Source organism: Ruminococcus sp. AF17-22AC (assembly GCF_003460065.1).
Lineage (GTDB): Bacteria > Bacillota > Clostridia > Lachnospirales > Lachnospiraceae > Blautia_A.
Genome location: NZ_QRXT01000014.1, coordinates 22,298 through 35,470, shown reverse-complemented (window position 1 = coordinate 35,470; position 13,173 = coordinate 22,298). Strand labels below are relative to the sequence as shown.

The following is a 13,173-nucleotide window of genomic DNA, read 5'->3' as shown; positions in this document are numbered from 1 at the left end:
AGGATTGATACGATGGATGAGAAAGAAGTGTCCGAAATGCAGGAAGAAATGATGACGGTACTGGTAGTCGAGCCGATGAAAGCACCCTATGTCAAAAGCATCCCCAATGAGCTGGAAGATCTGCAGCAGGCAGTAGGCGGTGATATTGAGATGACTTATCCGTTTGAGGATGAGGTTGGAATTCTTTTAAACGGCAATGGAAAATTTGAGGGGTTGCCGTTAAATCGGGCATTGTACGATGACCGAGGACAGGTCTATGATGCCATTGCCGGAACATTCCTTGTGGTAGGACTGACAGAAGATGATTTTACTTCGCTGACACCGGAGCAGATTGAAAAGTTTAAAGAAAAATATCAGTCACCGGAAATTTTTACTCTGTTTAACGGAGAACTCCATGTGATGAAGATGCCGCCGGAAGAAGAAAAAGAACAGAAAGAAAGCCGGAAGAACGATGCAAAACAAAAGAATCCGGCAAAGAAGAAAAACAGATCCGGGGATGCAAGATAAAATATTTTTTTGTGAAGTGAATAAAAAAATACACTGCCATCGGCTAGTAAGCAGAGGGACATCCCTCGGCTGTTCTTTGGCAAGTGAATATCGGCACTACAGGTACGTTCCCAACCGTAGAAGCGTGACAGTATGAGCGCCATGATTAAGTATAGGGTAAAGATTCTTAGACTTGGAGCGAGAAAGCATAGCTGTGAATAAGGCGGTGGCAGCCTTTCGCCAGGATCACGGATGGGGGATAATGATACACGTTACCAGCCAGAGAGCGGAAGATGGACTCCGGGTTGTAATCAGAAAGACCCCTAGGACATCTGTGAGCGGCGGCAGGCCAGCCGCCCACCTGTAGTGTCCCCTTTCCCAGAAGAAATACAGGAATAGTTCCGGGGGTGCGAGGTCAAATGCGGAACAGCAAGATAAAAAAGAAATCAATGAAGAAGTGTGTCGTTGATATCAGATACCATGCGGCTGTAGGAGACTACAGCCGTATTCTTGTGGTATTAACGTCACATCAAGGGGAGAGAACAGATGGAAGAAACAAAAAGAAGTGGAATGAGCAAGGATCAATTCTGGAATCTGATTGAAAAAGCAAAGGAAGTGTGCGGCACCGATCTGGATGCTTCGGCAGTGTGGATCAAGCAGCAGCTCTTCTATATGACACCGGAGGATGTCCTCCAATTCCACAATCTTGTTTACAGTTACCGGGATGCGGCTTATAAGTACGGCTTATGGACAGCGGCAGGTATTATGATGGAAGCAGGGTGCAGTGATGACAGTTTTTCTGATTTTCGGATGTGGCTGATCGCCCAGGGAAAAGAAGTTTATCTGAATGCCTTAAAAGATCCGGATTCCCTTTCCGGCGTGACTCCGTATGGGTACTGTAGTTTTGAAGCGTTGGGATACATCTCATCGCAGGTCTACAGTGCCATGAAAGGGAAAAATATCTATCAGGACAGTATGGCAAGAATGCAGATGGAATGTTATGAGCAGGTGATCCGGGATATTGTGTACCATCCCATGATCGAGTATCCGCTGGAATTACCGGAAGCAATGGTGGTATATCCGAAACTCTGTGAATGCCATTTGTCCGAGCAGGTAAGGAAAGCTCCTCAGAAAGTAAGGACATGGAATGTTTCCCGGACGGATATCCGAAGGATGATGGCAAGAGGGAATGCTGCCATAAAGAAAATGCAGGAACAGGGACAGAATACACCGGAAGCGACCAGACCCGTCCGTAAGGGTACGGTAAGATAAGCTTTCTGGCAAGGAGAAGTAATGTGTTATAAAAATGAATATCAGAAAAGGGCACATGGCGAAGTGGAACAGATCTTTCGGGAGCTTCTCCCGGAAGCCGGGCTTCATGTAAGGGAAGAACAGATCCGTCTCTGCCATGAAATGCTGGATGCCCTTATGAAAAATGAAATCACGCTCTGTGATGCAGGCGTCGGCATCGGAAAGACCTATGCCTATCTGACAGCCTGCATCCTGATGCGGAAATATAGTGTACTGCATTCCGGTTATTCGGGATGTGACAGGCGGTCTGTAGTGGTATCCACTTCCAGTATCGCCTTACAGAAAGCCATCATAGAGGAATATGTTCCTTTCTTATCGGATGTACTGTTAAAAGCAGATCTGCTTCAGGGAGAATTAAAAGCAGTCGTCCGCAAGGGAAAGGAACATTTTGTATGCGATTACAGGCTGGCCCAGAGATTAGAGGCAGTCCGGGACAAGAATAAAAATCAGGCACAGATGGAGGCATTGAAGTCCCTCCGGCATAACTTTGATTTAGATTCCGTACATAACCTGAGCGGTTTTGACCGCAGGCTGGTGTGCGTACCAAAATTCTGCCCTAGGGAGTGTCCGGGAAAAGTAGAATGCCGTTATCAGAAGCATCTGGATAGTTCCAGGAAAGAGGACATTTTTTTACAGATTTGCAATCACAATTATCTTCTGGCAGATGCTATGCACCGGGCAAATGGGTACCGGCCGCTTCTGGCAGATTACAGGGCTCTGGTTGTGGATGAGGCCCATAAACTCCCGGAAGCCGCCAGCCAGATGTATGGAAGAAGCATTGGAAGGGAAGATGTGCAGGAGATTGCTTACTTTTTAGGCAGAGAGCATAAAGGCACAGATGGAAAACGGCTGATGGAAGGGTTTTCTGCACTTCAGGCGGAGATCCGAAAGCATCGGAAAGATGGCACAGAGGACATGGCTGGAAAAGAAAGTTTTTATTTTCCGCCGGGAGCTGGCACAGCCTTAGCCCAGATGCAGGAAAGGCTTCAGCTTATGATCAAAAGGCTTGCCGGGAATATTCCTTACTGGATCTTTCGGCGGATGGAAGAGATGGAAGAGCTGTTCGGATGGTTTTTAAAGAACGACAAGCGATATATTTTGTTTTTACAGCAGGACAGCCGGGGACATTTAACCTTTATGGCAGTCAACCGGGAGATTCCGAAGTATCTGGATGCGACTTTATGGAGCCGGGGATTTCCGGCGATTTTAACCAGCGGCACCTTAAAAGCCGGGAACGGTTTTGCAAGGACCAGACAAATGACTGGGCTAGAAAAAGAAACTGGTGTCCGGGAGTGCGTGGCAGAATCCCCATTCTGCTACAAAGAGAACTGTCTGCTCTATATCCCGGAGAACCTAAAGCCCATGAAAAAGGGAAGCAGGGAGGAGGCTGAGCAGATTGCCGGACAGATCCGCGATCTGGTGTGTTCCACTTACGGGCATACGCTGGTACTGTTCACATCTTATACCCTGATGGGAAGTGTGCAGCAGCTCCTGCGTGACCAGATCCCGTTTCCGATGGTGCAGGTATGGAGAAATTCCCAGGAAGAGATTGCACGGTTTAAGAAGATGGAGAATGCGGTGCTGTTCGCAGCCGGCTCCTGCTGGGAGGGCGTGGATTTTCCGGGAGACATGGTATCGTCCCTGATCATCGTAAAACTGCCGTTTTCTGTTCCGGACCCCATCCATGAAGCCCAGAGGGAGCAGTATCGATCGTTGGAATCCTACATCCAGACTATCGTGGTGCCGGATATGCAGAAGAAACTGCGCCAGGGATTCGGCCGGGCAATCCGCACAGAGCAGGACACCTGCGTTGTGTCTATCTTAGATCATCGTGCATCGAAGAAAGGCAGGTACCGGAACAATGTTCTGGAAGCACTGCCAAAGTGCCAGATGGCAGAGCGGATCGAAGAAGTAGAAGATTTTATCCGAAGCCGGAAAGTGGAGCGTTACTACAGCTGAGAGCATCCGTGGTGTTGTTGGTTTTGCCCAGATCTGGACAGCAGATAGGACAAAAAGTTTAGTGGTATTTCAGGGGGCGTTTTTGACCGAATTAGTGGTATTTGTGATAGCTTTATCGGCATGAGTTGGGTATACTGTGTATAGCGTTAGAGGAAAGGAGGCAGACAACATGAAGCGATATAAAGTGGAAATGCAGCGAGAAGGTTCCGTAAAATATTTCTTTATACGGGATATGGAAACACTGGAAATTGTGTTGCTGCCAAGCAAGTATCTAATGCATCAGGTGCGGGCAAACCGTTCCCCGAATACTATACGGAGAAATGCATTTGCCCTTGCCTACTACTGGGAATATCTGCTGGAAGAAGAACATGAAGCAGAAGATGTCTATGGAATGGATTACGAAACGCAATATGATTTTTTCGCAGAATATCTGAAATGGCTGAAAGCTGGGAAACATACCGACAATTTGGATAAAGAACCACAGAATAAAACCTGCAACGCTTACTTAAAAGAAGTGTTCAGGTTTTATTCTTTTTTAGAAGTAGTCAGAAATAACGGTTCCAGCCTGTCGGTATTATCCTATAATCAGCCGATCACAAAGGCAAATGCCATCGGGGTCAGAAGAACCATCCGCTCCCGGTCATTTAAAGGATACTTAAAAGAAGAGGAACGAAACGTCCGGGCAGCCGAACGGAACGAAATCGTAACGATTTTAGAAGCCTGTACAAACTGCAGGGATCAGGTGTTGATCTTACTGACATCGGAACTGGGATTCCGCATCGGTGAAATTTTGGGAATTGATTATACCAAAGACATCGATTACGAAAACCATGAGATCCGGGTAGACTTCCGGGATGACAATGAGAACGATGCAAGAACAAAAAATGCGGAAGAACGAAGAGGACGGGTAAGCGATGACACCTTTGAATTCCTGCTTTATTATATCGGGGAATACTGGGACATCCTGCAAAAACAGGAATACCTGTTTATTAACATCAAAGGAGATACCATAGGGAAGCCGTTAAGAGTAGACAGCGTCTACGATATGTTTGAACGCATGGAGAAAAAGACTGGGATCAAGATCACACCGCACATGCTTCGAAGATATTATGCAAATACGAGATGGGAAGCAGACTGGCCTCTGGAAATGATCAGCCAGGCACTGGGACACAAGCATCTCGATACAACCATACGATATCTGAATGTTTTAGACGACAAGCTGAAAACAGCAAGTCAGGAATTTTACCGCCGATATTCCAAACTTTACGGAGTAGAACAGTTTTTGGAAAGCAGGAGGTGAAGATGAATGCCGGCAAATATATATGCCTGGCTGCCGGAAGAACGGGAAGATGAAGAACGGAAACAACTGTTGGAAGGGTTGTACCGGGAACTGGACGAATGCACGGAAGTAAAAATAACAACCAGAAACCGTTTGAAAATATTTCTGCCGGAAAGAGGGATATGGCATATTTGGGATATTGATTATGCAGTAAGGCAGGAATATGAAAAAAGCCTTCATGGTACGATAGCACCCAATTGTTATCCAACCTATATGAATGAATTTGACTGGATAAAGCGCCACTCAGTTCTGGAAAGGCTGCAGACCCTGGCAGGAGAAAAGGCTGAAAAAACAGATCTGGATAAAAAAATTTTATATCTTTGTTATTATCCAGATCCGGCGGTGATAAATGCCGTATGGAAAGCATCAAAAAAGAATGCCCTGGTTTGGGATTTTAAGAGAAAAGCACCGGAAACATTAAAACAGCAGATATTTGCTACGTTTCAGTATATTTTAAAAGAATATGTGAACACACGGAGCCTGACAAATTATCTGGAGAAACTGAATAAATTTTATGACTTTGCCATTCAGGAACAGATACCGGATATCAATAAGCTGGAGCAGGAACAGATTGACCAGTTTTCGGAACAGGAGAAAGGCAAACCGAATTTTGGGTTTGTATATCGTACCATCAATCTTTGCAGACAGGTAACATTTATACAGGCTTCGGAAATACTGTGGGATGCGAATATCTGGTATTTAGAGCGGTTTCAATTTGCAGACAGCAGAAAAAATCCTGCCCGCTCCATCAAGACCATTTCTTTTATAGAAATTTTACATAAAGAAAACCGGCATTTGTGTCAGAGGTATATGATATACTGTCTTGGAATTACACATCTGGCAGTTAAAAACATTGCAGCAGAATACACGATACTAAAAAATTTCTTGATATGGTTACAGCAGGAGAAAGCGATTTCTGTAAAAAATGCAGACAGTAACATTATGGAAAAGTATTTCCGGTTATTGGATTCGAAGAATATAAAAGAGGGAACCTTTAATAATATGCTGCAGGCAATCACCCATTTTTTCGATTATCTGAAGGTGCAGGACATTATTCAAAAGGTGCCTTATCATGTAGAATATTATCTGAAAAAAGAGATTTATACGCATCATAACCGCAGTGTAAATGAAGATGTCTATATGGAAATGATTCATAAATTACCACTGTTTCCAGAAAAGCCGCGCCTGGTTTTCCTGCACCTGTGGGCACTGGGCTTGCGATGCAACGAGGTATGCACCCTGAAGGGAAACGCTTATTATATGCAGGGAAGGGATGCATGGATTCAGGTATATCAATATAAGATGAAAAATTATAAGAAAGTACCGATTCCGCTTGCTCTTTACAAATTGATGAAGGTCTACATCAGAAAAAATGGGATTTTACCGGAAGAATATGTATTTCAGAACAGCACAGGTGGTGCGTATTTATATGGAACTTTCCGAAAACAGATGATGAAATACTGTGAAAAGTATGGAATCGGAGATGGAACATACCAGTTTAAATCGCATGATTACAGGCATACACTGGCAACGATGTTCTATGATAATGGCACTTCCATACAAAGCGTGCGAGATTATCTGGGACATGATTTTGAGGAAATGACACAGCAATACATTGATTACATGCCGAAGAAGATTTCCAAAGCAAACAAAGAATATCTGTCAAAAGAGGAAAATAGTCTTGCGGCTGGAATTAAGAGGTGTAAACGTGGAAAATAAAATATATTTGAATCAATATGCTGCCTACTGGAAGGCATCAGAAAAGCATAAAAAGCTCATGGGAAGCAACCCGGCGTATGATCTCTCTAAGCTGCCTGCAGAAAAGATGCAGGAAGAAGCAAGAAAGTTTATCGTAAAAAGGCTGGAAGAAAAAAGCATTATGACGGTATACGGTGAACGTACGGAGTATCATCAAATCTGTGATATGCTGCAGGAACGCCGGGGAAAAGAAAAGAGCTTCACGGATTTAGAAAAATCAAAATGGTTATTGGTTTTAAAAGCGTGGATGCTAAAACATAATATTCCGTTAACCCAAACAGTCCATTTAGCGGGAAAACCAGAACGATATGGAAAGTCAAAACTGGTTCGGTATTTTGAACTTTTACTGGAGGATGTTCAGCCAGAAGATGTTCGAGATGAGGTATTAAAGGATATATGGGAACTGGATAAACTGAACATAGAATTAAAGACAACTCCAACAAAGAACTATCGGACAATTCGGTTTACGGAAATTTATCAGGCAGATATCAAAGAGGAACTGAAAAAAGCAATTTATGTTCAGTTAAAACAGGAAAATGTAAGTAGTGTGGCGAGAGAAATGACAGCAATGCGTAGACTGTCCAGATACTTGAAAGAAAAACATCCGGAGATAGAAAGCTGCCAGGATATCAGCAGGGCAATTGTAGAGGATTACCTGACTTACCTGAATACAGAGAGTCTGCAGACGAAGGAATTTCGCTCAGAATTAAACAGACTGCGTAGTGTTCTGGAGATGGTTGGAAAGCTGTATCACTACGAACAACTGGACAACATTATTTTGAACAGGGACATTCCACCATCCAAAAGAGCTGAATTTAAAACCTATTCCGATGCAGAGCTGAAACGAATAAATTCTTTTCTGGTGAAAGTGGATGAACAGACAGCAAGGTTGATGATTATTCATCAAATGCTTGGAACAAGAATATCGGATACCCTGACCTTACGGACAGACTGCCTGATAGAAAAAGGAAATGAAGTCATCATTCGAATCAACCAGCCAAAGTCCCATTATTACGAAAAACCAATCAGTATAGAACTGGCATCTCTGATAAAGGCAGCTATTAAATACACAAAAGAAAAAATCGGAGATACGGAATACATTTTTGCGAACGAAAACAATCCGAAAGTTCCCTGGACATACGGACGGATCTGTGACAGAATCCTGCGTCTTATTTACAAAGAAGATATACGGGATGACAACGGACAGCTATTTGGTTTTAACTCCCATATGTACAGACACTACTACGGAGTAAAACTTACAGAAATGCATCTGGATGACTGGACGATTGCCAGATTGTTGGGACACAGCAGCCTGAGAAATGTAAGGTATTATCGAAAGATGAGCAACCAGATCCTGGCAGATGAGACCAGGGCAGTCAGAAATAAATTATCACAGATCATATTAGATAATCTGGATGGATGGGGTGAAGAGTATGAACAAATACGATACGATGATAGCCTGCAATAAAAAGACAAGCGAAGAAAAAATAAACCGGGCAGTTACAGAAATCCGGCAAATGCTGGCAGAGGAAGAAAAAGTCACAGTTCCAAAACTGGTAAAAAGGACAGGCTTGTCCAGAGGATTCTTCTATAAGAATGAGACGGTCAGAAAAGAAATGGACCGGGCACTGGAACGGCAAATGGGAATGATCAATCCGAAAAGATACATCGGAGATATTGTGATGAAAAATCGGATCAACTTACTGGAGCAACAAATCCGGGAACTGAAACGTGAGAAAGAGCAAGTCGAACAGGAAAATGAAAGACTGAGAAAAGCATTGAATAAAAAAGATTTGAATGTGCTGAAAAATTTATAAATAAGAGCGAAAGCAATCTACAGCAGCCGGGAGAAGATTCCTGGCTGTTGCAGTTGAGATAAAACGAACACTGGGAGAAACGGTGTCACGAAAAGTACAGACAGGAAAACATCACCTGCCAGAAAAGCAACACGGTACACTCGTGTCTCTGCCGTTAAAGCCAGCGTTTTAGAGGGATGGGAGAGGGCTACCCAATTTTATGGATGAAGCGACTGCTTCCCTGGATGTGGAAAATGAAACTCTGATACAGACAGCCCTTTCCCGTCTGATCGCAGATAAAACCGTTCTGGTTATCGCCCACAGAATGCGTACCGTAGCCGGAGCGGATAAGATCGTTGTCCTTTCTGATGGCACCGTGGCAGAAGAAGGATCACCAAAGGATCTGGAAGAAAAGAATGGTGTATATGCCCATATGGTAAAACTGCAGACAGAAAGCCAGAATTGGAAACTTGGGTAAAGAAGGAGGAAATGTAATGAACAAGAACCATTGTAAGCAGGAAAATATCCGACTTGGTACCCACGGAGAAGACTATGGAAGCCGGATGTCCAACCCTGTCTTTTACATCATTGGCGGAATCATGGAACAGGTTCATCGAGTCGTTCTTTCTCATCTGGACTATGACGGCGAGGGGAAGATTCTGGAAGTAGGCTGCGGCTCCGGAGCATTGACAATCCGTTCAGCTCTGACATGGCCGAAAGCAAAAGTGATCGGTGTTGATCACTGGGGCGCTGTGTACAATTACAGCAAAGCACTCTGCGAGAAGAATGCTGCCAGTGAGGGCGTGGCTTCCCGCTGTGTATTTCAGCACGGTGATGCGAAGCAGCTGGATTTTCCTGATGAGAGTTTTGATGTAGTCATCAGCAACTATGTCTATCACAATGTTATGGGTGCTGATATGCAGAAACTGCTGCTGGAAAGCCTGCGGGTATTGAAAAAAGGCGGCGTCTTTGCACTTAACGATGATATGAAACAAAAGATGTACGGTGACATGGAAGGTTTTGCGCAGAAACTGCGGGATATGGGGTATGAGGAAGTACGACTCGTTGATATCGCACAGGAAGCTTTTGGCTCCCACCGTCGGGCTGCCATGATGATGCTAGGGTCTTCCCGGTTGCTTGTCGGCAGAAAGTAATGTATCAAAACAGGAGGTTTGGCTATGTCCAAGTTAGGAGTCGTGGAGGATACACTGTTCGTCCCTATGCTGGGAAGAATTTATGCTAGTGAGCATTACCCGCAAATTTTATATGATAAAAAAGCATTGGAATTGAAAAAGAAGCTGCCTTCAGACTTGATTAAACAGAATATGCAGAGCCAGTATACCCTTTTGGCCTCTGCTTCCCGGTCTGCTAATATGGATCGGATTATTCGGACTTTTCTGGAATGCAGACCGGACGGTGTGATTGTCCAGTTGGGCTGTGGTCTGGAAACAACCTATCACCGATGTGATAACGGAAAGACACACTGGTATGCCATGGATCTGCCTCATGTGATCGAATACCGGCGGGGACTTCTTCCCGAACCAGAGAGGGAATTATATATTTCCGGGGATGCCTTTGCAAAGGATTGGATCAAAAAAGTTCGCAATGATGTACTTGATGCTCCTATTCTCGTTACTGCAGGCGGGTTATTTCATTATTTTGAGGAACATAAGGTCATTGCCCTTCTGCGTATGATTGGGCAATTTGGAAATATGGAAGTTGTTTTTGATACGGTGAACAAAAGAGGAATGACCATGATGAAGAAAAAATATATGAAACAGGTCGGCCATGCCGATGCACAAATGTTCTTTTATGTGGATTCAGCGGAAGAACTGGCAGCAAAGATCGGGGGTAATGTGAAGGTGATTGCGGAGGAACCATACTATCGTTACATCCCTAAAAATGACTTAAAGCTATCCACAAAGGTCAGTATGACAGTTTCTGATCAATTCAAGATGGTAAAGATGATACATCTAAAACTATAGTGGATATACAATATCAGAGAGAGAGAACTTTATCATTTTTTCGGACGCACTGATGAAACACCATCAAAAGCCGCCTTCTATCACCAGCGTGCAAAATTAAAAGATAATGCACTATGGGAACTTTTGGCAAAAGTATTGGCTAATCCAGAGATGTGGGCATTGCTCAATTCATTGGCGAAAACGATGAAGTAATGAAAAATAGTGAAAAAATAGTGTAATTTTAATGAAAAAACAATCCATAAAACGATATAATATATGGATAAAATGAGGATATTTATTGTGTATATGGATATTCTATCTCCATCAGTAAACTAAGTAAAATAAAAATTCTGCTTTACAAACAACAAATAAAGTATTAAAATAAACAAAAAGATATCTTCAGGGCAGGGTGAGATTCCCTACCGGCGGTAAAGCCCGCGAGCCGAGAGGCATGATCCGGTGAGATTCCGGGGCCGACAGTACAGTCTGGATGGAAGAAGATGATAGTACAGTTGATTTTTTGTATGAATGAATGTAGTATCAGAGCTCTGAGATGGTGATCCATTTCAGAGCTTTTTATATAGGAAAATCAGACATTCATTTATCAATCATATGTAACAGATCAATTCCACCCTGCAGATATTTCTGCAGGCTTTTTTTGTATCTGGTACATCGTTTTCGAAATAACTATACCATTCACTTGTCTGTGAATCCGATTGCACATGTTTAAAAGCCTCGGCGTAGCCCAGGCAAAGAACAGGAATAAGAAAGAAGGAATAGAAATGACGGATCAGGAATATATGCTTCGGGCTATTCAACTGGCCAAAAAAGGAGAAGGCTGGACGAATCCAAATCCTATGGTAGGGGCAGTGATCGTAAAAGACGGAAAGATCATCGGGGAAGGCTATCATAAAAAGTATGGAGAACTTCACGCGGAACGTAATGCAATTGCTTCTCTTACAGAATCAGCAGAAGGTGCGGTGATTTATGTCACGTTGGAGCCTTGCTGTCATCATGGTAAAACACCTCCATGTACGGAAGCGATCATTGAACAGAAGATCAGAAAAGTGGTGATCGGTTCCAGAGATCCGAATCCGAAAGTGGCAGGAAAAGGTGTACAGATGTTAAGGGAAGCCGGTGTAACAGTAGTTGAAGATTTTATGAGAGAAGAATGTGATCAGCTGAACCCGGTGTTTTTCCATTATATTACTACGAAGACCCCTTATGTGGTAATGAAGTATGCCATGACACTGGATGGGAAGATCGCAACGAAAACAGGAGCATCAAAATGGATCACCGGAGAATCTGCACGAAAAGAAGTACAGCATATGCGGCATCAGTACATGGGAATCATGGCTGGTATTGGAACTGTGCTTACAGATGATCCGATGTTAAACGTCCGGGTAGAAGGCTGGAAAAGTCCTGTCAGGATTGTGTGTGACAGTAAGCTCAGGATCCCGCCGGGCAGTCAGATTGTAAAAAGTGCGGAAAAGTACCGGACGATCGTGGCTTATGCAGAACAGAAAAATGCAAAAGAGAAAATAAAAATATTACATACCATGGGAGTTGAAACCATTTACTGTCCCGACGAAAAGAATCAGATAGACCTTAAGAAGCTGATGGCAGATCTTGGAAACAGAGGCATTGACAGCATCCTCCTGGAGGGAGGAGGTACGTTAAATGACAGTGCACTGCGAGCTGGAATTGTAAAGGAAGTACAGGCTTTTGTGGCACCAAAGCTGTTTGGCGGTGTGGCTGGGAAGACACCGGTAGAGGGTATTGGAGTTGAACTGCCGTCTGAAGCAGTGGAACTGAAATATACAGATATCTGTCAGATCGGTGAGGATATCCGGATAAAATGTCAGGTGTGTGATAAAAAACAGGAGGAATCATGTTTACAGGAATCGTAGAAGAGAAAGGAAAAGTCCGTTATATACAGCTGACAGGGGAATCAGGGATTCTGGCAGTGAAAGCCCGGAAAGTCCTGGAAGGGACAAGGATCGGTGACAGTATCGCTGTGAATGGTGTGTGTCTGACAGTTACGTCGATTCAGCCGGACGGATTTACTGCCGATGTGATGGCAGAGACGATCAGAAGAAGCAGTCTTGGCAGCTGCAAGGCCGGAAGCCAGGTAAACCTGGAACGTGCAATGGCTGCAGACGGCAGGTTCGGGGGACACATAGTAAGCGGCCATATTGATGGGACTGGCGTGATACGTTCCATGCTCCGGGAAGAAAATGCCATCTGGGTATCAATTGAGACATCGCCACAGATTTTGCATCTGATCGTGGAAAAAGGATCCGTCTGTATTGATGGGATCAGCCTGACAGTTGCAAGGGTTGATGAAGCTGGTTTTCAGGTGTCGGTCATTCCACATACAGGAGAAGAAACCACTCTTTTGGAAAAGGTGCCGGGGGATCTGGTTAATCTGGAAAATGATGTGATCGGAAAATACGTAGAAAAACTGCTTGGCATCAGAAAAAACGAAGAAGAGAAAAAAGAATCCGGAATTACGATGGAGTTTCTTGAAGAATTCGGGTTTTAGAACAGGAGGATATAC

The 13,173-nt window shown here is 43.9% G+C and carries 11 protein-coding genes, 1 pseudogene and 1 riboswitch; all 12 genes and pseudogenes read left to right on the top strand.

Annotated elements, in window-relative coordinates:
* The first annotated feature begins 12 nt into the window (after positions 1 to 12).
* The 12 genes and pseudogenes from DWW86_RS15155 to ribE all read left to right on the top strand — a co-directional run bounded on the left by DWW86_RS15155 (position 13) and on the right by ribE (position 13,158).
* A complete protein-coding gene (locus DWW86_RS15155) occupies positions 13 to 507 on the top strand; it encodes a DUF3846 domain-containing protein (protein WP_117943886.1) in 495 nt (164 codons plus the stop codon).
* A gap of 525 nt (positions 508 to 1,032) precedes the next feature.
* Entirely contained in the window at positions 1,033 to 1,758 is a 726-nt protein-coding gene (locus tag DWW86_RS15150) for a DUF4240 domain-containing protein (RefSeq protein WP_117943885.1), read from the top strand.
* 21 nt (positions 1,759 to 1,779) lie between these two features.
* Positions 1,780 to 3,756 carry an ATP-dependent DNA helicase gene (locus tag DWW86_RS15145; protein WP_117943884.1) on the top strand — a complete coding sequence of 659 codons (1,977 nt, stop codon included), beginning with the start codon at positions 1,780 to 1,782 and terminating at the stop codon, positions 3,754 to 3,756.
* Between the two features lie 169 nt (positions 3,757 to 3,925).
* Positions 3,926 to 5,056, top strand: coding sequence for a tyrosine-type recombinase/integrase (locus tag DWW86_RS15140; protein WP_117943883.1), 1,131 nt, complete (start codon positions 3,926 to 3,928; stop codon positions 5,054 to 5,056).
* A 6-nt stretch (positions 5,057 to 5,062) separates the two neighbouring features.
* Entirely contained in the window at positions 5,063 to 6,814 is a 1,752-nt protein-coding gene (locus tag DWW86_RS15135) for a tyrosine-type recombinase/integrase (protein ID WP_117943882.1), read from the top strand.
* Positions 6,804 to 8,321, top strand: a complete 1,518-nt coding sequence (locus tag DWW86_RS15130) for a tyrosine-type recombinase/integrase (protein ID WP_117943881.1) — start codon at positions 6,804 to 6,806, stop codon at positions 8,319 to 8,321. Before DWW86_RS15135 ends, DWW86_RS15130 begins: the two co-directional genes overlap by 11 nt.
* Complete coding sequence (locus DWW86_RS15125) at positions 8,287 to 8,670, top strand: DUF6262 family protein (protein WP_117943880.1); 384 nt, start codon at positions 8,287 to 8,289, stop codon at positions 8,668 to 8,670. The genes DWW86_RS15130 and DWW86_RS15125 overlap by 35 nt, the downstream gene beginning before the upstream one ends.
* A gap of 199 nt (positions 8,671 to 8,869) precedes the next feature.
* Positions 8,870 to 9,127 (top strand): annotated as a pseudogene (locus tag DWW86_RS15120) (ABC transporter ATP-binding protein); the annotation flags it as partial.
* Positions 9,128 to 9,143: 16 nt separating this feature from the next.
* A complete protein-coding gene (locus DWW86_RS15115) occupies positions 9,144 to 9,803 on the top strand; it encodes a class I SAM-dependent methyltransferase (RefSeq protein WP_117943879.1) in 660 nt (219 codons plus the stop codon).
* 24 nt (positions 9,804 to 9,827) lie between these two features.
* A complete protein-coding gene (locus DWW86_RS15110; protein ID WP_117943878.1) occupies positions 9,828 to 10,634 on the top strand; it encodes a class I SAM-dependent methyltransferase in 807 nt (268 codons plus the stop codon).
* A gap of 370 nt (positions 10,635 to 11,004) precedes the next feature.
* Positions 11,005 to 11,119, top strand: a riboswitch (FMN riboswitch).
* A gap of 276 nt (positions 11,120 to 11,395) precedes the next feature.
* Positions 11,396 to 12,523 carry a bifunctional diaminohydroxyphosphoribosylaminopyrimidine deaminase/5-amino-6-(5-phosphoribosylamino)uracil reductase RibD gene (gene ribD / locus DWW86_RS15095; RefSeq protein ID WP_117943877.1) on the top strand — a complete coding sequence of 376 codons (1,128 nt, stop codon included), beginning with the start codon at positions 11,396 to 11,398 and terminating at the stop codon, positions 12,521 to 12,523.
* Positions 12,505 to 13,158, top strand: a complete 654-nt coding sequence (gene ribE / locus DWW86_RS15090) for a riboflavin synthase (RefSeq protein WP_004844978.1) — start codon at positions 12,505 to 12,507, stop codon at positions 13,156 to 13,158. Before ribD ends, ribE begins: the two co-directional genes overlap by 19 nt.
* The last annotated feature ends 15 nt before the right edge of the window (positions 13,159 to 13,173 follow it).

Excerpts from the sequence above, each read along its gene's own strand:
- ribD (WP_117943877.1), top strand. The coding sequence starts at position 11,396 with ATGACGGATCAGGAATATATGCTTCGGGCTATTCAACTGGCCAAAAAA.
- DWW86_RS15115 (WP_117943879.1), top strand. The coding sequence starts at position 9,144 with ATGAACAAGAACCATTGTAAGCAGGAAAATATCCGACTTGGTACCCAC.
- DWW86_RS15150 (WP_117943885.1), top strand. The coding sequence starts at position 1,033 with ATGGAAGAAACAAAAAGAAGTGGAATGAGCAAGGATCAATTCTGGAAT.
- DWW86_RS15125 (WP_117943880.1), top strand. The coding sequence starts at position 8,287 with ATGAACAAATACGATACGATGATAGCCTGCAATAAAAAGACAAGCGAA.
- DWW86_RS15135 (WP_117943882.1), top strand. The coding sequence starts at position 5,063 with ATGCCGGCAAATATATATGCCTGGCTGCCGGAAGAACGGGAAGATGAA.
- ribE (WP_004844978.1), top strand. The coding sequence starts at position 12,505 with ATGTTTACAGGAATCGTAGAAGAGAAAGGAAAAGTCCGTTATATACAG.
- DWW86_RS15140 (WP_117943883.1), top strand. The coding sequence starts at position 3,926 with ATGAAGCGATATAAAGTGGAAATGCAGCGAGAAGGTTCCGTAAAATAT.
- DWW86_RS15155 (WP_117943886.1), top strand. The coding sequence starts at position 13 with ATGGATGAGAAAGAAGTGTCCGAAATGCAGGAAGAAATGATGACGGTA.
- DWW86_RS15110 (WP_117943878.1), top strand. The coding sequence starts at position 9,828 with ATGTCCAAGTTAGGAGTCGTGGAGGATACACTGTTCGTCCCTATGCTG.
- DWW86_RS15145 (WP_117943884.1), top strand. The coding sequence starts at position 1,780 with ATGTGTTATAAAAATGAATATCAGAAAAGGGCACATGGCGAAGTGGAA.